Annotated in this window: 18 protein-coding genes; 16 read left to right on the forward strand and 2 right to left on the reverse strand. The window is 36.2% G+C overall.

What is annotated here, in order from left to right:
- Window positions 1-227: 227 nt before the first annotated feature.
- The 12 genes from CYP26_RS01870 (at window position 228) to CYP26_RS01940 (ending at window position 15,110) form a co-directional block, all read left to right on the forward strand.
- Window positions 228-1,106 carry a ShlB/FhaC/HecB family hemolysin secretion/activation protein gene (locus CYP26_RS01870; RefSeq protein WP_103630156.1) on the forward strand — a complete coding sequence of 293 codons (879 nt, stop codon included), beginning with the start codon at window positions 228-230 and terminating at the stop codon, window positions 1,104-1,106.
- Window positions 1,048-2,001 carry a ShlB/FhaC/HecB family hemolysin secretion/activation protein gene (locus CYP26_RS01875; RefSeq protein ID WP_103630157.1) on the forward strand — a complete coding sequence of 318 codons (954 nt, stop codon included), beginning with the start codon at window positions 1,048-1,050 and terminating at the stop codon, window positions 1,999-2,001. The genes CYP26_RS01870 and CYP26_RS01875 overlap by 59 nt, the downstream gene beginning before the upstream one ends.
- Window positions 2,002-2,010: 9 nt before the next feature.
- Window positions 2,011-6,981, forward strand: coding sequence for a hemagglutinin repeat-containing protein (locus CYP26_RS01880; protein ID WP_103630158.1), 4,971 nt, complete (start codon window positions 2,011-2,013; stop codon window positions 6,979-6,981).
- Window positions 6,982-7,049: 68 nt separating this feature from the next.
- Window positions 7,050-8,072 carry a hypothetical protein gene (locus tag CYP26_RS01885; protein WP_103630159.1) on the forward strand — a complete coding sequence of 341 codons (1,023 nt, stop codon included), beginning with the start codon at window positions 7,050-7,052 and terminating at the stop codon, window positions 8,070-8,072.
- Window positions 8,072-8,410 carry a hypothetical protein gene (locus CYP26_RS01890; protein ID WP_103630160.1) on the forward strand — a complete coding sequence of 113 codons (339 nt, stop codon included), beginning with the start codon at window positions 8,072-8,074 and terminating at the stop codon, window positions 8,408-8,410. Before CYP26_RS01885 ends, CYP26_RS01890 begins: the two co-directional genes overlap by 1 nt.
- A 245-nt stretch (window positions 8,411-8,655) precedes the next feature.
- A complete protein-coding gene (locus CYP26_RS01895; RefSeq protein WP_103630161.1) occupies window positions 8,656-8,898 on the forward strand; it encodes a hypothetical protein in 243 nt (80 codons plus the stop codon).
- A gap of 269 nt (window positions 8,899-9,167) precedes the next feature.
- Window positions 9,168-9,419: a hypothetical protein gene (locus CYP26_RS01900; protein ID WP_103630162.1), complete on the forward strand. Its 252-nt coding sequence runs from the start codon at window positions 9,168-9,170 to the stop codon at window positions 9,417-9,419.
- Window positions 9,416-10,405: a hypothetical protein gene (locus CYP26_RS01905; RefSeq protein ID WP_103630163.1), complete on the forward strand. Its 990-nt coding sequence runs from the start codon at window positions 9,416-9,418 to the stop codon at window positions 10,403-10,405. Before CYP26_RS01900 ends, CYP26_RS01905 begins: the two co-directional genes overlap by 4 nt.
- Before the next feature lie 8 nt (window positions 10,406-10,413).
- Entirely contained in the window at window positions 10,414-10,785 is a 372-nt protein-coding gene (locus tag CYP26_RS10345) for a hypothetical protein (protein WP_103630164.1), read from the forward strand.
- 773 nt (window positions 10,786-11,558) lie between these two features.
- On the forward strand, window positions 11,559-11,990 hold the full coding sequence (locus CYP26_RS01925) for a hypothetical protein (protein ID WP_103630167.1): 432 nt from the start codon (window positions 11,559-11,561) through the stop codon (window positions 11,988-11,990).
- Between the two features lie 181 nt (window positions 11,991-12,171).
- Window positions 12,172-12,426: a hypothetical protein gene (locus CYP26_RS01935; protein ID WP_141090076.1), complete on the forward strand. Its 255-nt coding sequence runs from the start codon at window positions 12,172-12,174 to the stop codon at window positions 12,424-12,426.
- 134 nt (window positions 12,427-12,560) lie between these two features.
- The gene (locus tag CYP26_RS01940; RefSeq protein WP_103630170.1) at window positions 12,561-15,110 is read left to right on the forward strand and encodes a retention module-containing protein; all 2,550 of its coding nucleotides are present in this window, start codon (window positions 12,561-12,563) and stop codon (window positions 15,108-15,110) included.
- A 1-nt stretch (window position 15,111) separates the two neighbouring features.
- On the opposite strand, the gene CYP26_RS01945 is transcribed toward CYP26_RS01940, so the two are convergent.
- Window positions 15,112-15,612 (reverse strand): DNA-deoxyinosine glycosylase, encoded by a 501-nt coding sequence (locus CYP26_RS01945; RefSeq protein ID WP_181000841.1) that lies wholly within the window; start codon window positions 15,610-15,612, stop codon window positions 15,112-15,114.
- Window positions 15,613-15,693: 81 nt separating this feature from the next.
- Between CYP26_RS01945 and CYP26_RS01950 the strand changes: the two genes are divergently transcribed.
- On the forward strand, window positions 15,694-16,140 hold the full coding sequence (locus CYP26_RS01950; RefSeq protein ID WP_103630172.1) for a hypothetical protein: 447 nt from the start codon (window positions 15,694-15,696) through the stop codon (window positions 16,138-16,140).
- 31 nt (window positions 16,141-16,171) lie between these two features.
- Here CYP26_RS01950 and nifJ read toward each other — a convergent pair whose 3' ends face one another.
- Complete coding sequence (gene nifJ, locus CYP26_RS01955; protein ID WP_103630173.1) at window positions 16,172-19,723, reverse strand: pyruvate:ferredoxin (flavodoxin) oxidoreductase; 3,552 nt, start codon at window positions 19,721-19,723, stop codon at window positions 16,172-16,174.
- Between the two features lie 156 nt (window positions 19,724-19,879).
- Here nifJ and CYP26_RS01960 point away from each other — a divergent pair, with 156 nt between their 5' ends.
- The 3 genes from CYP26_RS01960 to CYP26_RS01970 all read left to right on the forward strand — a co-directional run bounded on the left by CYP26_RS01960 (window position 19,880) and on the right by CYP26_RS01970 (window position 22,212).
- Window positions 19,880-21,046, forward strand: coding sequence for a sugar transporter (locus CYP26_RS01960; RefSeq protein ID WP_103630174.1), 1,167 nt, complete (start codon window positions 19,880-19,882; stop codon window positions 21,044-21,046).
- A 137-nt stretch (window positions 21,047-21,183) separates the two neighbouring features.
- Window positions 21,184-21,495, forward strand: a complete 312-nt coding sequence (locus tag CYP26_RS01965; RefSeq protein ID WP_002939277.1) for a DUF2325 domain-containing protein — start codon at window positions 21,184-21,186, stop codon at window positions 21,493-21,495.
- Window positions 21,496-21,498: 3 nt separating this feature from the next.
- Window positions 21,499-22,212, forward strand: a complete 714-nt coding sequence (locus tag CYP26_RS01970; RefSeq protein WP_103630175.1) for a UDP-N-acetylmuramate--alanine ligase — start codon at window positions 21,499-21,501, stop codon at window positions 22,210-22,212.
- Window positions 22,213-22,214: the final 2 nt, after the last annotated feature.

Below are 22,214 nucleotides of genomic sequence, written 5' to 3' on the forward strand. Positions count from 1 at the left end.
AATAATCAATGTCAATATAAAATTAAATTTTATCCACCAATGGATAAACCAAAATAAATTTATCTTTGCCATTTAGATAGCTAAAAAGTTTCATTTTTGAAATATTTTGTATAAAAATTCTTTTTTCTCAATTATATTTTAATATTATATTAATTTTATATCCTTTATAATGTCACTAAATTATTTTAAAAAATATAACTTTATAGTTATTTCCAAGGAAGGTTGAGATGAGAACTCTCTTATCTTTAGGCATAGTGTGTGCTGCGCTACTTGCTAATGAGACTAATCTAAAAAACGAGTTAAATAACGAAGAGATTAGGGCGAATATGGCAAGCTCTTTTAACGAAAGCTCCAACATAAATTTACTTAACGAAAAACCAATTTCAGAAGGTAGGCTAAATTTAAACGAAACCCCATGCTTTAAAATAGATAAAATTTCGCTTCTTAGTGAGAACGAAGTAGCTAGCTTTAATGCTAGCAGTGGTGCTGATGAGGCCATAATAAGAGAAGCTTATAATGCAAACTACTCTAAATTTAACTCTATTTTAGAGGCTAGCTTAAACAAGCTTGATTTTAAATCTGGCAGCTGTCTTGGCAAAAACTCTATCAATCTAATCATAAACTCTTTTAACAACGAGATAATAAAAAGTGGCTATATCACTTCAAGTGCGAGCCTGGTTACAAAGAGCTTAAAAGATGCCAAGCTAGAGTTTGTGATAAATCTTGGCCTAATAGATAACATAAGCATAAACGAGCTTGACAGCCAAAGAAATAGAGCGAGCCTCTTTAGCGCATTTGGTGAGTACTCTCATAAAAATAAAGTGGCAAATATAAGAGATATCGAGCAGGCTCTTGAGTCACTTCAAAACGTCTCGAAAAATGACGTTAGTATTAAATTCTTACCTTCAAATAGAGCTGGCTTTTCAAACATAGTGATCACTAGGGTTGATAGCTTTCCACTAAAAGCTGCCATTAGCCTTGACAACCTTGGCTCAAAACAAAGCGGCAAGTACCAAGGCATGCTAAATTTAAGCACGCTAAATTTACTTGGATTTAACGAAATTTTTAGCTTCTCACGCGGCAAAGATATATTTAAAAAAATATGAGGTTACAAATAAATTTAATGGCGCCACTGATTACGGAGCTTCAAATAACTACTATTACGGCTTTGCTGTCCCATTTGGCTACTTCATGCTTGAGTATGAAAAGAGTAAATATGACTACGCCCAGATCATAAATGCAGCCTACAATCTCTACACATATAAAGGTAGAAGCGAGAGCGACTCACTAAGCCTTGCTTATACATTTTATAGGGACTCAAATTTTAAAAATAGCGCTTATGTAAAGCTATTTAAGAGAAAAAATAAAAACTGCCTAGAGGACTACGAGTTAGATAACCAAGCTAGAAGAAATGCTGGATATGAGGTAGGTGTAAAATCAAGCTGGAATTCTTACAACCAAGCTTTTAGCGCCAAGCTAGCTTACAAAAAAGGCACTGGTATATTTAGATCACAGCCTGATCCTTTGGAGGATAGCGGCGAGGCTACATCTAGGTTTGCTCTAATAAATTTAAACCTAAACTACAAATATAAATTCGAACTTCCACTAAGCTATGATCTAAATATCAACGCAAGATATGGCCTAAATAAACTAAGCTTGCAAGATCGTTTTAGCATCGGTGGATATCACAGTGTTAGGGGATTTGACGGAGAGAGCTCGCTTGTTGGAAACCACGGAGTAAGCGTAAGAAATACCCTATCATATAACTACTATAAGAGCAACTCTGTCTATGCAGGGCTTGACGCTGGTATGGTAAGAGCAGCGAGCAGTGGCATAAAGGATAAAAACACCCTTGCAGGATACGCCATAGGTCTAAGAGGCAGCATAAAAGCCTACAACAACTTAAGCTATGACATATCTGTCTCAAAACCTCTTTATAAACCAAAGAGCTTTGAATCTAAATCAACAAATGTAAATTTCATCATAAGCTACGAATTTTAAGGATAAAATATGCTAAAGGACAATCAAATTTCAAATGCACAAAAACCTAGCCTTTTAACCATAGGCTTAAATTTCTACGTAAGTCTCTCTTTGCTACTTGCCACTTCACCAGCATTAGCAAATGAGCCAAGTATCATAGCTGACCCAGGTGCTAGTAACCGCCCTGATATACTAAAAGCTCCTAATGAGACGCTAATAATAAACATCACAAACCCTGATAGCAAGGGCGTATCTATGAACGAATATAGCAGGTTTAACACCCCAACCACTGGCACTATCCTTAATAACTCTAATAAAAACATAGATACAAAGATAGCTGGCCAGATAGATGCAAACTATAGGCTTACAAAAGAGGCAAGCCTTATTATCAACAAAGTAAATTCGGCTGAAAAATCATCTCTAAAAGGAAATTTAGAGGTAGCAGGTAGTAGAGCTGATGTGGTCATAGCAAATCCAAATGGTATAAGCGTAGATGGTCTAAATATGATCAACTCTCGCTCACTTACACTAACAACAGGTAGTATCAATAAACTAAGTCCCAAAGAGATAGAGCTAATATCTAATAACTCTATAGACATCGTAGGGGACGGCCTAAACGATAAGAGCAGCGACTATACTAATGTCATCTCAAATGCTGTAAATTTAAACTCAAATATCCACGCAAATGAGCTAAATATCATCGGTGAAAAGGCGGTTGCTTCAAGCAAAGATAGGCTTTACAACGATGTAAAAGCTAAAAACCAAGAAAACAGCTTTAGCCTAGATAGTAGCGCGCTTGGCGGTATGTATGCTAATAAAATCAAACTAGTTGGCACAAGTAACGGTGTAGGCGTAAATAATAACGGCCTAGTTATAGCAAATAACAACATAGAGATAAGCCTTGATGGTGATATAGTTAATGCTGGCGCTATCGCTTCTAACAAAGATGCTAAGATAGAGGCAAAGACTATAACAAACAAAGATGAAGCGCTAATAGCAGCAAAAAAGAGCCTTGACATAAAAGCAGAGACTTTGGTAAATACCTCAAGCCAAATTTATGCTAAAGATATAAATGTAGAGGCTAAAAAGCTAGTAAATAACTCAAGCTCGCAGGCTAGGGTGGAGACAGTGCACAAACAAGGCACTATGCACCTAAAAAAAGAGGGCGTAAATAGATATAAGCTTGGTGTAAATTTAAAAGAACTAAAAGAAAAAATAAGTGCGAAACTAGCTAAGAAGCTAGGCAAAGATATAAGTGAGCTAGATGAAAAAGAGGTAAATGAGCTAGTATTAAAAGAGGCTGCAAATAAAGATGGCGCTCTATATGCTCTAAATTTACACAAAGACTCGCATCTAGTTGGCACTAGCCAAAAGATATTTCATAATCTAAGACTAGACTATGATACAAATGAGGTTCTAGTTGATACTAGTAGAGCAAAGAAAAACGAGCAAAAAAGAACTATCACATATAGTATAGTTAAAGATGTTCTAAACGAAGATGATAAAGCCAACTTCATCCCAGGCAGCATAGTAGCAAGCAATGATATAAATTTAAAAGTAGATGAAGTGCTAAATGATAAGAGCTTTATCTACTCAGGCAATGACCTTGTGCTTGATAGCAAAGATATAAAAAACGTAGCGCTAAATTTAACAAGAGATGGTCAAAGCTTTAATGAGTTTAAATGGAAGCAACAAGAGTGGAAAGGAAAAATGGGAAAAGTCACTGGCAAAAAGAAATGGGTGACTAAAGGTGGAAAAAGCACTAATTTTAACTTCTCATACACAGATGTTGGTTTGCCAGCAGTCTTTGCAGCGGGCAATAACATAGTAGGAAGCACACAGGACTTTTCAAACTACGCACTAAATGATGATATAAAGCTAGCAAATGTTGATCTAGATAAATTCTCTGAGCCAATATTTAATAGCCCAATCATCAAAAACCTAAATAGAAGGGTTAAAAACCAAGGGTATTACTACAGCCTTGATAGTATAAACTCTGCTTATATAGCAAATATCCTTGATGGCTTATATGAGGCAAGAAATGAGAGCATAAGCAAATTTAAAAAGGAAGCAAAAGATAAAAACGTAAAAGCCTCAGCTCTAGTAATGGCTAACAACATAGACCTAGACGCCAAAGGCAACATAAGCCTAGCTGGCAGCGTAGTGGCTGATAATGTAAATTTAAACTCACAAAATTTAAACCTAAATCACCTAGAGCTAAACTCTAAAGATCTAAATTTAAAAGCAGGCGCAGCAAATATCAACTCAAGTGAAATTTCAGCCAAAAATATAAATGTAAATGCCAATAATATAAGCTTAGACAAAGAGTCATCTCAGTTTAGCAAGGCGTCAAATTTAAAAGCAGACGAGAGCTTAAATTTAAGTGCTAAAGAAAATCTAAACATCGCTGGTTCAAGCTTAGAGGCTGACAAGCTAAATTTAAGTGCAGATAATATAAATATAAACGCCAAAGAGTTTGCCTACAGCCATAGCGCAAAAGAAAAGGGCATAAGCTTTAAACAAAGCATCCAAACGCTAAATAGTGCAAACCTAGACGCAAAAGATATAAATTTAAACTCTAAGTCAAATACCAACATAAGCTCAAGCAACTTAAGAGCTACTAACAAGCTAAACATAGAAGCTGGAAATGATATATATGTAGTAGGTGCTAATACAAACGAGAGCACGGAAACTAAAGAGAAGTCAAAGGGCTTTTTCTCTAAAAAAGAGTCTCATCTAATGGCTATAAATCAAAAGGTCATTAGCTCAAATTTAAACGCAGGTGATATCAGTCTAAAGGCTGGTGGTAATGCAATAGTAACTGGCTCAAATTTAAGTGCCAAAAATGATATAGACATAGATGCAAATAGTATAAGTATAAATCCTAGCGCATATGAGAGCTTAGAGTATTCTCAAACTAATAAAAGGGGCTTTGGTGGGTTTAAAAGATCTATTGATATGCACTCTTTATCAAATTTAAATCTAACCTCTTCATCGCTATTAACAAATAGTGGCAACATAAATTCAAATGCAAATAAAGATATATCTATCATCTCTTCAAATATAAACTCAGCATCAGCTCTAAATTTAAATGCTTTAAATGCCATCTCTATACTAGCAGCCAAAGAGCAAAGCAAAGAGATAGACTTGCATAAAAGCTCCACTTTTAATCCTCTTGGAATTTTAACCTATGTGGCTACTCTTGGAACCGGTGGTGGCAAGATATATAGTGCAAAACATAACGAACAAGGCACTCTTGATGGTATATCAAAGCTTTCAAATATATCAGCTAAAGATAACATAAACTTAAACACATCTGATGCGACTATCACAGCAATTTTAAGCTCAGATAAAAATATAGAGGTAAAAGCAAACCAAACCACCATTCTAAACGCTACTAATACCCATGAAAGCTACAGCATATCTAAAAGCAAGAGTATAAGCATAGCTAGATTGCAAGATATATTAAAAGATATTAAACCAAAAAGCCTAAGCGAGCTTAAAAAAGATACTAGCATAAAGCTAAGAGTAGCAGACGCTAAATATAAAGAAGCTACTAATAACACCTCTTCTTTAAATTCCATTAGTTCTACCCTAAATGCCAATAATATCAATATAGATACTAACTATGATATAAGTGTAAAAGGCTCAAACCTAAACGCAAAAGAAGATATTAGCTTAATTAGTAAAAATGGCAACATCTACATCTCAAATAGCACAGATACAATCGATTCCACCTCCACTTTAAAAGAGGCACAGGCTGCCCTCTCCATCACTGTGCAAAACGAATATGCACAGATCGCTCCAGCTACTATAGCCCTACAAGAAGCCGTCAAACAACTAAATAGCGTAAAAAAAGAATACGAACAATATAAGAATGAAAAATCAAATTTACAAACCAAACTAAATGAACTAAAGCAAAGATATAAAAACAAAGAAGTAGGCATCAATGCTTCTGATATAGAAGATCTAAGTGATATATTAGATAATATAAAAGATGAAGAGAGATACTATATAACAAACGTAGCACTAGCTACTACAAATGTAGCCTCTAAAACAACAGCTCTAATATCTCAAATAGCAGCAGCATCTGTAAGCTCAGGAACATATGGCTTTAGCGTAGGAGTAGCAGCAAATATAAGTGGCACACAAACAAATACTAAAAACAAACAAACCATCTCTTCACCTTCAAATTTAAATGCTTTAAATATAAGACTAACAACCAATAAAGATAAAGAGAGTAGCACTAACATAACTGGCTCAAATCTACTAGCTAATAATAATATAGATATAAACACTAAAGATCTAAATATAAACTCTAGCCAAGATAGATTTGAATCAGATGAAAATAGTAAGTCTCTTAGCGGAAGTGCTAAATTTACTATGTATGGAGGAGGAGGTGGAAGCTTAGGTCTAGACCACTCACAATCAAACAGCTATAGTGAAAGTATCATCAATAATAACTCAAAGCTAATATCTAATAAAGATATAAACATAAACACAACTAATGACGCAACCATAAAGGGAGCAAATTTAAGAGCCGATGGAACACTAAATTTAAAAGTAGGAAATAATCTACTCTTAGAGAGCCTAAGAGATAGATATACCTCTAATCAAAAAGACTTTAGTATATCAGCAGGAGTTGGCTTTAGTGGTAATACTATAGCCAAGAGTAATGGTATAACTACAACAGGGTTATTTGATAAAAATCATTTCGTAGATATTAACACAATAGATAAATCTAGCACCAATGCAAATTTCTCTAGATCAAGATCAAATACAATAACCAAGCAAACCATACTCTCATCCATAACAGCAAATGAGCTAAACGTAGAAGTAGGCAAAAACACCCACCTAAAAGGATCACTACTAGCAGCAGGAGAGTATGATAAAGACAATACCTTTATAGATAACCACAACCTAAATTTAAAGACAAACACCCTAAGCTATGAAAACCTATCAAATACAAGCTACAACAAAGGATCATCTCTTAGTATATAGGAGCTAACTACCAAGTAGGTAAAAAAGAAGTTGCCAATTTTACACAAGATGACTATCGACCGCAGAATATGCAAAATACGCTTGATATTGCAAAAAACGAAAAAGCAAATTCACGAAATAATCCTAATATTTCTAATATTTCGCTTGGAACTTCAAATTCCGTAATTTTAAGCAAAACTCTTGCTACCATAGGAAATGGAAATTTGCAAATAGTAAATTTAGATAAAAGCGATGATTTAGAAAGATTAAATAGAAATGTTAAAAATATCCAAAAGGACATTGTCAATTCTCAAACTAGCACTTTTACTAATGCAGATATTGATATTAGACTTTTTAGCCAAAATGGCAGGGAAGCTATAAAACACGATCTATTAATAATGGCAGATTCTCTTTCAAACAATATGCCAAAGGAAAATTCAACTAACCCTATCGAAGCAGGTATCGGTAAAACTCTAAATTTCTTAGGCGATATTACACTTGGTATAATTCCTAGTGAAAATAACAATGGTGGAATTTTAGGACAATTAGGAGCTACTATTGTTGCTGAACCAAATTTTAAAGTTCTGGGAGATAAAAATTCAAATAATGTATTTATTCCGGGTATTATGACCAAAGAAGAATCCGCAAAATATCAAGCAAAATTTATGATTGCACCAAAAGAATATAATTACGAAGATACTTTTGCGTATTCTGATTATAAAATTTACTATAATCCAACTCGTGGTTTGATCGCTGATTTGGTTGAAAGCGCTGTAGATTTATCTGGTGGCACAAGCGGGATAGCCAAGCAAACAGGCTATGAGATGAAAAATAATCCAAATAATCATTATGTAGCATTGTCGCAAGGAAGTTTAATTGCAAATTCTGCAATAAATTACTATGGATTAAATGAAAATATAGTTTATATAGGAACTCCACTATATACAAAACCAAATAATGGCATTACTATAAATAGCAAAAATGATGTCATGCACGACCCAACGAATATATTTAATATACCTTTGTATAAAAACGGACAAATATTTTACGAACACATTTGGAGTAATCAATATAAAGGTGTTATTGAAAATATAAAAATTAAGGAGCAATAATGAGATTGGATTTATTTATTTGTATTATTTTATTTACTGGTTGCACAAGCATCCCTAGCAAATTCGTAGAAAATGATGATTATGGATATGTAAGTAAATGCGGATTTTATATTCATGAAAGTATCAACAGAAAAAATTTATATCTTTTAAAAGATGATAGTAGAAGAATTTATATTTTCAAAGATAACCAATACATAATATCAAGTGAACAATATAGCATCATAGTGCCGATAGAGACTTGCAACAAAGAGTGGTGTAAAATTTATTATCCTTGTAGTGACACAAAATATTTTGTAAAAAAAGATGATATTGTATTATTTAATGGAAAAACATATTGATATGACTAACAACGACTATAAAATTGACTATAATCCAATAGATTTTCATATATAAAATGGGGTAAAAATAAAATGAGCAGTTATATAGGAATTGTTTTTTGTGACAATAATGCTTATTTGGAAAATAATTTTAATGAAATTTGCAACAAACCATTATTTTCTATATTAGTAATAAACAAAGGTGATAAAGTTGATATAAAATATGCAAATTGGAAAATAGATGGTTTGAGTGAAAGGATAAAATAATGGAAAAATATGAAAATTACAAACACTATCTAAAAGACAATATATCAATTATTACAGAAAAAATAAACGAACTACTTTATACCAATAAAAGGGATGATTTTATTTTAGGAGAATTGGCAGCATATTACGACATTATAGACATATTCAAACAACAGGCATTACTATTTGGCATCGATATTAAGGATATTGGACTAGATAAAGTTGATGAATATAATATTTTATTTGGAAATAATAAAATATAACAAAAATATTTCTCTCTACATTGCTAATATTTTTTCCAAACAACTTATCAATGCCCAATACTACTAAATTTCTAAACTACAAGTATGAACTATGAAGATTCCGCTTACAAGGTTATCTATCGTTTAAAAACCTAGCAACTCTAGGCAGTGGCAACATAGAGATAGCAGATAAAGATAACTCTGATGATCTAACAAGACTAAATAGAGATACAACCAAACTAACAAAAGATCTAGTAAATACTAGCATAAGCTCAAATGTAGATGGTAGTATGGATTTAAGGGTACTAACTAAGAGTGGGCAAAAGGAGATAGCTAAAGAGATAGTAGATACAAGCACCATAATAGACGCCATAAAACAAATATCAACTACAGATAGGGCAAATATATTCTCATTCTTTAAAGAAGTAAGCAAGCAATACAAAGTATTAAATGGTGTTAGAGAAGAGGTGGCAAATTCACCAGAACTACAAGCATTTTTATCTAGCAACACTACAACCGAAGCACAAAAAAAGAGGCTATGACTCTAATAGCACTTGCTGTTATGAAAAACTTAGGATATCTACCAAATGATATAAAGTCTATATATACAGATGAAAGAGGATATAATGACGAGAAAATACAAGGTTTCACAAGCTTGCAAACTGGAGCTAGCTATATAAATTTCAAAAACATAACCAATATGAAAGATCTTGTAAAGACCATAACTCATGAAAACCAAAGATCTATGGATATACAAGATCATAGAGATATAGATAAAAATAGAGATGATGATACTAAGTATGCATCAAATTTCTCAGACTTTGCAACTAGATATTTCTCTCATGCTCTATGGCTAAATGACAGAGGTTTTTCTAAAACACCTTTAACAACAGCTGCAACATCAAGCATGATAAACAACAATAGAGAATTTGCAAAGCTGGATAAGAATTTGGGAGCGAATAGAGTTGAGGCATATTCTAGACCGGTAGGTTTTGGTAAAAACCATATGTTTATAGTTGTTGATGGAAGTAATTATAAAGAAGGAATTACTATTGCTTCTCTTGGTGCTAAAAATTTTATACTTGGTGGTGATACTGAAATCGTAGTAAAAGATATAAACCATATTAGTGAAGAAGAAAAGGTGGCATACAAAGATAGAGATCGTTACTTGAATAATGAATGGAAAGAAAAACAGGTGATTGAAATTCCAAGAGGTATGACAGAAAGAGAATTTGATGAGCGTGTTTTAGACAATGCAAGAAACTATAACAAAATCTTTGAAGACAATAGATATCCAAATCTTACTTCAACAATCAGTGAATCTTTTTTTGGAGGTTACAATAACAACGAGGACTCTTTATTAAGAAATTCAAATACATTTGTAGATGATGTAATAGAATTTAGTGGAGGATCTATTATGAATTTTAAAAATGCACCTTTGCAAAATAGTACAGAATTAAGAAATCTAACAGAACAATTAAATAAAATAGCCCCACATACAATAGATTTTGGTGTATTTATGCAGTAGGATAATAAATGGAACTAGTATATATTTTTTTAATATCAAATTTAGTGCTTTATTTAATACTGTATATAAGTAAGCGATTTATGATAAATTTCATATATAAATTTTTCAGACTTTTATCTGGATTATATATTTTTATAGGTTATGCCATACTTGTTTATTTTGCTTGCTATATTGTGTATTATCACATCAATTGGATTGAAATAAGCAGAGGAATATTAATGGCCATGATAGTTGTTTTTTTTATGAATATGATCTGGCCAGCCATTATATTGATAGATTGGCAAAATAATCCTAAGCACTTTTCTGGCTATTATCAACTCTTTTTGGATATATTTCTGATAGTTGTTGTTTTTTTGATGGGAGATAACGTTGGCTATTAATAATATCGGTCTAATTTTCGGATCTATCGCAAGTTTTATATTTTTGATTTTTTGGTTTAAAGAGTCTAAAAAGAAGGGCAGAAAGTTTATTATTAGGTATTTTTTCGTTTTTCTTGGTGCTATAATGATCATCCTGACAAATTTTATAAACATTCCTCAATTTTTTGCATACGACCTAGGTGATAGAAATTTACTCTATATCGCATATGCTTGTTTGTGTCTTCAGCTCATAGTTGATATTTGCTATGCTATTTGTGCTATTTTTGTCAAGTTAAATAAATAGATGTATGAATATAAATAATTCTATTAAATTTGGCAATGGGCATTGTGATATATTTTAATGGGTAGTTTTATTAGCAGAATAATTGACATTGGTTTTATGCCAAACGCTCCGTGGCTGTATTGGCTGGTATTTGACACTGTAGGGTTGCTATTTTTAAAGATGCTGATAGAGGATGTTATTTCAAGTTTATATTATCTCAAATTTCAGACAAGAAACAATCTTCGATCTTCTTTGTATATTTTGTTTGACCTAGTAGTTATATTGTTGATAGCTTTTTTGTTTTATAGGCTATATTTTAGTGTCACTAGATCGGATGGCATTTTGCCCCTAACGGCGAATTTATCACTCTTTCTTGTTTTTGCGGTTTGCATTTATGCTATTGTTGGGGCAGTTAGGTATTTGGAAAAACCACAAAACAATACCAAAGAGGCCAAACCAAAATTCTTTAGAATGTCTCGCTCAAAAAGACGCAAGGAGAATTTGAAAAATAATGGATAAAGTTTGGAGTGAGCTAATCTTGCAGCTTATGATGGGGGATCACCCATTGCTGCACTGGATTATTTATAATATCTTTGGACTACCACTTATGTTTTATATATGGAAGGCTACAGCTATTTTCTTGCATGGTGGTATTGCCTTTAGCAAAAACAACCCCATAAAAGGTATAGCTCTTAAGTTATTCTTTGTCTTGGTTTCACTATTTCCATTTTACTTACTTATAAAATTTACTTTTACAAAATCAAATGGCTATCTTGTTTGTCCTTGTGTTTTTAGTTATATCTCTACCTTTGTTGTATTCTTTTTTGCTATTAGACCTATAAAACAAAAATCTAATAATATCCCAGAAGCCAAGCCAAAATTCTTTAAAATATCTCGTTCAAAAAGGCGCAGGGGAAATTTGAAAAACAATGCTAAAAAGTAGAAAATATGCTTAACTGTATAGGCTGGGGTTTCATAGGATTTATGTGCTTGCTTGATTGCGTATCTATGCTAATACATAAAAATGTAAAAGTTGGTGAGAAGTTTTTTAAATTTGATGATGCTGGTAATTTATATCTTTTGCCAGCTTTTAGTTTTTATTTTTGGGTATATATAGCTTTTGGATGGCTTTTAGAAAAGAGCCACCAGTTGTGCAAAGACTAGTGGGCATGTGGTGTCCTGACTGCATGAAATTTTATAATATAGGTGAAACTACTTGCGAAGAGTGCGGACAAGAGCTGCTAAAATGTTATAACACGCACTATGAAAAAAGACCAAAACCAAAGACCGAGCCGCTGTTTAGGTCAAAACCTAGAAATAAAAAGATAAAATTTATAAAAATATTTTTTGCTTTTATTATTGGTCTAGTATATGAGTAGTATTTATAACTTTTTTATAACTCTAATGCCCATTTTATCGTACCTAAGTACAATTTACAATTTTTTTATGAAGCAATATAATTTCTTAATAAAAAATGTAACAATGTGACAAAAATAGTAAAGGGAAAAACATCATGTCAAACAAAATTGCAGTAGTAAAAAGCATAGATGGTGAAGGTGCAAAAGCCATAAATGGTTTGGGTGAGGTAAGAGAGCTTCATGTGGGCGACATAGTTTATGGTGGCGAAAAGATAGTGACTGATGGGGCTAACTCTAAGGTGACGATCACTGCTACTAATGGCAAAGAGGTGACATTGATAGGCAAGGATAGCTTAAATTTAGACCAAGAGATTCTGGGTGGTGAAAACATAGGTAGCAAAACCACAGCCAGTATAGATGACCTACAAAAAGCGATCCTAAGCGGTAAAGACCTAAACGCACTCGAAGAGACCGCAGCTGGTGGCAATGCTGGCGGAAATGCTAGTGGCGATGGGGTGAGCCTTGGTGCTGCTAGCTTTGCTGAGGGCGGACACTACTCAAATGTCAATGAAAATTTTAGAAATTTAAATGGATATGGCAGAAATTTTGAATCTCCAGTTGGCTCAGTTGATGGATATGCTGACAATATATCAGATACAGGTTTTACACAACTTGTATCTAAACCAACTTTAAGTATAGTAGCTCAACAAGATATGAGCGAAGATGGAATCTATGATGTATCTACTGGATATAGCAGATATCTAACTTTTGATTTTTCATTAAATAAGGCATTAAATGTCTTGCCAACTACTTTGAGCTTAAATTTTAGCGGCATAGATGGAAAAGATTATTATAAATCTATGAGCCAATATTCTATTGATGGTGGAAATAATTGGATATCACTCGGTAATAATCAAATATTCCTAAATGACCCAAATGATATCGCAAATTTAAAGGTTAGATATTATATTGCAGATGATTATGGACAAACACCAGGATATCAAAACGAAGGTGAAATGATTAAAGATTTGGGAGCAGATATAGCGCCTGGCATTAATAATTTTGGAGACTACAAAAGAAATTTAACATTGAGTGTTACTAGTGATAATGATGAAATTCCAACCGTAAATGCAATTGGTGCGATAATAGATAATGATAATAACATCTTAATAGATCAAGATATAGATGGTGTAAATTTAGACACAGGCAGTGGTGACGATACAATAAAGATGACTTCAAAAGCTGTAAATTCGTATATAAAAGAGAGTTATTATGGTGATAATAAACTAATACTTGAAGGCGCAGGTTTAGATAATACGACAATAAGGGCAGGTCAAAATGATGAGGTTTTGATAAAAGATTCTGAGCTAAAAAACAATTCAACAATAAGCACAGGAGATGGTATTGATAGCGTTGATATAGAAAATTCAAAACTTTTTAATAGTACTATAAATGTAGGTGATGGCTCACTTGATAATACTGAAGTTATAAATATTAAAAATTCAGAGTTGGCAGATGCGTCAATAGCCGCCGCTAATACTAAGCTTGAGTTAAACATAGATAAAACATCGGTAGTAAAAGGTATAGAAATTAGAAGTGGCAAAGGAGATGATCTTATAAATATCCATACTAGTATCTTAAAATCTGATACTCTTTATAACACGATTATTACAGGAAACGGAAAAGATACTATAAATATAGATAGTGGTGCAACAATCGACGAAGTTATGATAGAAACACAACTAGGTGATGACACGATTAATATAAATGATGCGACTATTACTGGTGGCATCATAAGCACAGATGGTCTTGAGAGTATAAGCCCAATAGATAAAGATACTTTCAACATAAAGAATTCGACATTAAAAAATGGCGTAAGACTTTATGGCGGACTAGATACAGATACTTTTAATATAGAAAATATCACTGTGGATCAAAACGGGTATGGCGGTGACTCTTTTGCTATTGATGGTGGTAGAGGTAATGATATATTCAACATAAGAGGCACGATCGATGGTAAATTTAACGATGCTAGGGTAGGGTATTTATCTGAAGTTATCTCTGGCGGAGATGGTGATGATACTGTAAATTTTGAAAGCGACTCAGTTGTGAACTACTCAAAAATTTATGGAGAATGGAGCGGTCCTATCGGCAATGATACGTTTAATATAAAAAGTGGGGCCACTTTAAATAACTCGATGATATGTGGTATGGATGGCAATGACACGTTTAATATAAAAAGTGGTGCTATGTTAAATGATACGCAAATTTATGGTGATGATCACAAAAATGAATGGAACGCAACTGGCAACGATATCGTAAATGTGGAAAAAGGCGCAGTTTTAAATAACGTCTCTATCGATGGTGGAAGCGGTGAAGATACGTTGATAGTTCGAGAAAATAATATCGACTTTTCAAAGGTTAAAAATTTCGAAAAAATATCTCTTGGTGGCCACGTGCAGGATGATGGCACCATAGTAGATAATGAGAGTGCAAATTTAAGATTAAGCGCAGCAGATGTCAAAGATATCTTGCGTGATACTAGCAAAGATGTGCTAAAAGTAGACGGCGATGCTAATGATAAGCTCGAGCTAAACGGCTTTGACGAGCACTCAGGTGTAAGCTCTGGAGGCTACACTAAGTACGCAAGTCTTGATGGCACCATAAGTATAGAGATCAAAGACGAAGTTGTTTTGAGCTTTTGATCTACGCTAGCATTCTAACTATCATCGACCACTCATTTGCAAGCTTTTCAAGGCTAAATTTAGCATTCGCAGGGCTGGTTGATGGTAGTTTTATAATTTCATTTTTTGTCGCTTTTATGATTTCATTTTCTAAGTATTTTTTGCAAATTTCGTAAGCTTTGCCACCGTTTGCATAGACTTGCTTGATCTTTGCCTCTTTAAATAATGGCTTTAAATTTACAGGCATGATCTTGCTCATTTTTGCGTCGCTTGAGCCCTCTATCTCGCATGATATAGCCGCGTCATATATCGCGATGTGGTGAGAAAGTAGAAATTTTATCTTTTCATCCGTACTAGCAGGCAGTGGAGCGTTTAAAATCCCAGCCAACACCCGCCAAAAGCGGTTTTGCGGATTTGTATAGTAAAAGCCAAATTTACGAGATATGACAGATGGAAATGAACCAAGGATCAAAATTTTAGAGTTTTTATCAAAGATTGGCTTAAAAGAGTGCGTTTGGCTCATATTTTTGCCTTTTAAATTTATGAATAATTTTAGATAATGATATATAAAATTTGCTTTAGAAGTTAAATTTAAGGAGCTACAGTGCCTTGGTGCAAGATGAGGTTTTTCGATAAGAGCTGGATAAGTGGCTATCTAGACGATTATGAGTTTGAAAAGAGGACAGAGGATTATGGCTCGTACATAAAGTCTTTTTATGGCGAGCTAAAGATGCTTGAGAGAGTTTTTGTAGATCTAAATTTTAGTGATGCAAAGATAGTATCTTTTACCTTTATGAAAAGTGGCGCTAGGGTTAAATTTTATATCGGAGACTTGCAAAATGGCTACTACGAGCTAAGTGCCCTTTTTAAAAATTTTCATATAGATGATAGCGCTCTTGGCGAGATCATAGCTAGTGAAGTGGCTTTTGCGGAGAATAAATTTTATTTTTCATATATGATGGGCGATCTTAAGGAGCGTCATTTTGCCTTTGACGAGATATGCAGTATTAAATTTAAAAAAATTTCAAGCAAGATGTATTCTAGCTGCTAGAGTAAATTTTAGGTGCAAAAGCACCTAAAATTTAATTGATTTCGTCGCTAAAGTCTGCTAGGCTAAGGCGTTTTAGCTGGCGGTAGCGTCTTTGTGCGTCGGCCTTGTTTTTGGCTAGTAGCTCGTCTGCGTGCTCAGGGTTGGTCTTTTTGAGCGAGTTGTAGCGAACCTCGTTTAGTAAAAACTCTTCATAAAGCGACCAGTCTGGCTCTTTTGATGTGATTTTGAGTGGATTTTGTCCCTCTTTTAAAAGGCGCGGATCGTATAGGTATGTCGGCCAGTATCCGCATTTTGTAGCGAGTTCGCCTTGTCCGCCAGACTGTGACAAGCCGCCTTTGATGCCGTGAGCGATGCACGGAGAGTAGGCGATGATGAGACTTGGGCCATCATACGCTTCAGCTGCTGCGATCGCTTTTATCACGTTTGCTTGGCTCGCGTTTGAGTTGATCTGCGCTACGAAAATGTTGCCGTAAGTCATCGCGATGTAGCCAAGGTCCTTTTTCTGAGCTGGCTTGCCGCTAGCTGTAAATTGCGCTATCGAGCCTGCGCGGCTTGATTTTGAGCTTTGGCCACCAGTGTTTGAATAAACTTCGGTGTCAAGCACTAGCACATTTACGTTCTCACCGCTTGCTAGTACGTGGTCAAGTCCGCCAAAGCCGATGTCATACGCCCAGCCGTCGCCGCCGATGATCCATTGCGACTTTTTGACGAGAAATTTCTTAAGCTCTAAAATTTCTTTAACGCCTGGCGCGCTTAAATTTTGCTCTAAAATAGGCAATAAATTTTTCGTGATCTCTTGTGTTTTAATGCCATCATTTTTGAAATTTATCCAGTCGTTGTAAAGCGCTGAAAGTGCGTTTGGCACGCTATCTATGTTATTTCTCATTATATCTTCGATGCGGTGGCGCATGGTCTCCATTGCTACGTTCATACCCATGCCAAACTCTGCGTTATCTTCAAATAGCGAATTTGCCCACGCAACACCCTTGCCTTCGTCGTTTGTGGTGTACGGAGTAGATGGAGCTGAGCCGCCATATATCGAGCTACAACCAGTCGCGTTTGCCACGATCATGCGCTCGCCAAAAAGCCTTGTAATAAGCGTGATATACGGAGTTTCGCCACATCCCGGGCAAGCGCCGTGGAATTCAAAAAGCGGCTTAGCAAAGCCAACGCCTTTAACGCTCTCTTTGTTCATGAGATCGTCTTTGTAAGCGACCTTTTTAAATAGATAATCAGCATTTTCTTGCTCGTTTTTGCCTAGCTCTTCTTCAAGCGGCACCATGACGAGCGATTTTTCTTTACTTGGGCAGTTTTGCGCGCACAGCTCGCAGCCGGTGCAGTCTAGTGGGCTTACTTGGATTTTATATTTTAGTCCCTTGAGCTCTTTGCCTTTTGCCTCTAGGTTGTGCTCTTTTACGCCTTGTGGGGCTGCGCTAAGCTCGTTTTCGTCTATCAAAAATGGCCTGATGACAGCGTGCGGGCAGACAAATGCGCACTGGTTGCACTGGATGCAGTTTTGCTCGATCCATTTTGGCACCATGACGCCAACGCCGCGTTTCTCGTAAGCCGTCGTGCCAGCTTCAAAGTGGCCGTCTTCGTAGCCTATGAAGGCTGAGACTGGTAGGCTGTCGCCTCTGGCCGCATTTATCGGTTTTACGACGTTTTCGATGAAGCTGTTGCCGATATATTTTTCATCTTTTTGCTCATCATCTGCTAAATTTGCCCACGCAGGATCGACTGGCACTTTTATGAGCCCATTTGCGCCAACGTCGATAGCGTTGTAGTTCATCTGCACGATCGCCTCGCCTTTTTTAGCGTAGGCTTTGTGTGCGTACTCTTTCATATATTTTTGTGCATCTTCAAATGGTATGATGTCTGCAAGCTTGAAAAATGCCGACTGCATTATGGTGTTTGTGCGGTTTTTAAGGCCGATATCGTGTGCTAGCTTTGTTGCGTTTATGATGTAGAAATTTATATTTTTGCTAGCTAAAATTTTCTTAACTTTATTTGGCAGTTTGGCTATCGTCTGCTCTGCGTCCCAGATAGAGTTTAATAAAAATGTGCCGTTTTCTCTGATGCCATCAATGACGTCGTAAATTTCAAGATATGCTGCGACTGAGCATGCTACAAAGTGCGGGTTTGAGACGAGATAGGTCGAGCGGATCGGCTTTTTGCCAAAGCGAAGGTGTGAGCGTGTGTAGCCACCTGACTTTTTACTATCGTAGGCAAAATATGCCTGAGCGTAAAGATCAGTCTTATCGCCGATGATCTTTATAGAGTTTTTGTTTGCACCCACGGTGCCATCAGCGCCAAGGCCGTAAAATAAGCACTCTTTAACGCTCTCATCGCTTAGTGAAATTTTCTCTCCAGTTGGCAGCGAGGTAAAAGTGACGTCATCAACGATACCCACCGTAAAGCCGTCTTTTGGCTCACTTTGGTTTAAATTTTCAAATACAGCTAGCATTTGCGCAGGATCGACGTCCTTTGAGCTTAGGCCGTATCTGCCGCCAACTATGATCGGGGCGTCTTTTTGGCCGTAAAATGCAGCTTTTATATCAAGATATAGCGGCTCGCCAAGGCTGCCAGGCTCTTTTGTGCGGTCAAGAACGGCTATTTTTTTCACGCTCTTTGGCATCACGTCAAATAGATACTTTGTGCTAAATGGGCGGTACAAATGCACCTTGATGATGCCCACCTTTTCGCCTTTTGCATTTAGATAGTCCACGACCTCTTCAAGAGTTTGCGTAACTGAGCCCATAGCTACGATGACACGTGTCGCTTCTGGGTCGCCGTAGTAGTTAAATGGCTTGTAGTCACGGCCAGTGATCTTTGAAATTTCAGCTAGGTAGTTTGCCACGATATCTGGCACTTCGTCATAAAAGCGGTTGCTTAGCTCTCTTGTTTGAAAATATATATCGTCATTCTGCGCTGTGCCACGAGTTTTTGGGCTCTCTGGATTTAGCGCATTGTCTCTAAATTTCTGCAACGCTTCGCGGTCAAGAAGTCTGTCAAAGTGTGCGTAGTCCATCACTTCTACTTTTTGAATTTCATGGCTCGTTCTAAAGCCATCAAAGAAGTGTAAAAAGGGCACTCTGCCCTTGATCGCTGCTAAATGCGCCACGCCAGCGATATCCATCACCTCTTGCACCGAGCCGCTTGCTAGCATAGCAAAGCCGGTTTGGCGACAGGCATAGATGTCTTGGTGGTCGCCAAATATTGAAAGAGCCTGCGCTGCTAGAGAGCGAGCTGAGACGTGGATGACGCCAGGGAGGAGCTGTCCTGCTATTTTATACATATTTGGAATTTTTAAAAGTAGGCCTTGAGAAGCTGTGTAGGTCGTAGTTAGCGCGCCGACTTGTAGTGAGCCATGCACCGTGCCAGCTGCACCGCCTTCGCTTTGCATCTCGACTACTTTTACTGGCATACCAAATAAATTTTTCTTGCCCTGCGCTGCCCAAAGGTCAGTGTAGTCAGCCATAGGCGAGCTAGGAGTGATAGGGTAAATTCCAGCTACTTCGGTAAATGCGTATGACGCGTAAGCTGCGGCCTCGTTTCCGTCCATAGTTTTCATTATTTTTGACATATTTCCGCCTTAAAATTATCTTAAAAATGGCTTTATTATAAGGAAATAATCCAAAATTTGTCATTAATCTCTATCATTAAAAAATTAAAATTTATAAATAACTAAGATGTAAGTCAAATTTTAATATTGTAGAGGCAAAGTAAAAAGGATAAAATTTTGATAAATATTCATAAAATAGCCTATCTAAGGGTTATCGCGCTAGCTTTTGCAGCTTTTATATTTAATACAACTGAGTTCGTGCCAGTGCCGCTTTTAAGCGACATGGCGAAGGATTTTGGCATGAGTACGGCTGATACTGGGCTCATCATCACGATATATGCGTGGAGTGTGACGATACTCTCGCTACCTTTTATGCTTTTAACTGCAAATTTAGAGAGAAGGTCGCTACTTTTAAAGGTTTTTATCATTTTTGTCGCTTCTCACGCACTTTGCGCGGTCGCTTGGAATTTTACTGTTTTAGTCACAGCTCGCGTGTTAATAGCCATCTCACACGCCATATTTTGGTCGATCACCGCCTCGCTTGCCGTTAGGGTGGCACCTATCAATAAAAGCTCGCAAGCTCTGGGACTTTTAGCTCTTGGCACATCGATGGCGATGATACTTGGCTTGCCGCTTGGCAGGATTTTAGGCGATAGTTTGGGCTGGCGTGTCACATTTGGGCTGATCGGGGTCTTTGCTGTGGGCGTTGGCGCTTGGCTATATAAAATTTTGCCACTTTTGCCTAGCAAAAACTCAGGCTCGCTAAAAAGCTTGCCGGAGTTAGCTAAAAATGGCTTTTTGATGGTGATATTTTTGCTAACTGCTATCGTTATCAGCGCGCATTTTAGCACCTATAGCTACATCGAGCCATTTGCTAAAGATATTAGTGGCTTTGATGGTAAATTTATCACCATATTTTTGCTTTTGTTTGGCGTCGCTGGTATCGTAGCAAGCGGGCTTTTCTCTAAATTTTATAAGCTCATACCAAATGCCTTTACGGCTATCTCAATAGCGATCATTTTAGCCTGCTTGATTGCGCTAAATTTGATCGCTACAAACGAGAGCTTGATGCTTGCACTTGCCTTCATCTGGGGACTTGGCATAGCTGGGATAAATATGAGCTTTCAGATAAAGGTGCTAAGCTTAGCCTCAAATGCCACGGACGCTGCGATGGCGATATACTCAGCCATTTATAATATCGGCATAGGAGCAGGTGCTCTCATAGGACATCAGACGATAGTTCGCCTTGGAGAGCAAAATATCGGCAACGTTGGTAGCTTTTTTGCAGTGGCTGGGCTTGTTATCTTTCTCGTTGTGGCGGTTAAATTTAAAAAGGCTGAGTAAAATTAGTCTTTTTAAACAACCAAAAACGTTACAAATTTCTACAAATAAGTGATAATAAATATCATAACTAAGAATAATTTTAGCTAAGCTTTTTTATAATCGTTATCAGAAAAACAAATAAAAATTAGGAGCTTGTTATGTCAGTTTTAGTTATCGGAGCAGATGAGATCACGCCTATTAAGGCGGTTTTGCATGATTTGGGGGCTGAGAAGATAGAGCACTGGGACGCTAGAAACGAAAACCGCGTAAATCGCAAGCCGATCCCACAAGACACCGAGTGCGTGGTGATGCTCACTAGCTTTTTAAACCACAACACGATGAAGACCATTAAAACTCAAGCAAAAAAGAGAAATATCCCTATCGTTTGTGCTAAAAGAAGCGTTAGTTGCGTATTTTGCGAGTATTGTAAGGTCTTTGGCCTAGATAAGGAATTTGGATGCAAAGAATAATCGATGAAGTTCGGGTTTTTATCAGATATTGGCGAAATAACTCCAAGTATTTTTGCAAAGCTTGACAAGCTTTCGCGTGCGAAAATTTTCATCGCACTTTATAATGTTGGCGTAGAGAGCGAGCTAAAGATCCCGCTTTCTTACGCTAAATTTCTAAATTTCAAAGATATTTTTGAGGCTAGGATAAATTTCTTGCTGCGTGAGAAATTTTTAAATTTCAAACCAGTTGATAGCTTTTGCTTGCCTTCAAACATCATCATAAATGCTTATTTGAAAAATGACTTTAAAGTGTTGAAATTTGTAGCAAAAGAGCCAAAGATGGCCGCTGCAAAGATGATAAAGATACTTTATAAAAGCGGGGAATTTGAGTTTTTCATTGACGCAGCGCAGATGTTTTGCCAGTTTGTTTATGATAAAATACGCCTCCGCCATCAGGACAAAGAGGTCGTGCTAAATGGCGGCGTCATCTCGGTCAAAAAAGATGGCAAAAATTTGCTCAATGTCATGCCAAGCTTTAAAAGGGTGAGCTTTGATGATATGAGAAATTTAAACGACGACATCGATGCAGCCGTTTGCGCGCTTGGTAGTGAGTGCGAGATGGTTTATATCGTTTGTCCTAGAAATGAGGAATTTAGGCGGCACGTTGAGGTTAGGCACTGCTTTGCAAGAGGGTGCATAAAGCTCGTGCCTTATACTATTATTAGTAAAATTTTTTAAAA

Source organism: Campylobacter concisus (genome assembly GCF_002913225.1).
Classification (GTDB): domain Bacteria; phylum Campylobacterota; class Campylobacteria; order Campylobacterales; family Campylobacteraceae; genus Campylobacter_A; species Campylobacter_A concisus_J.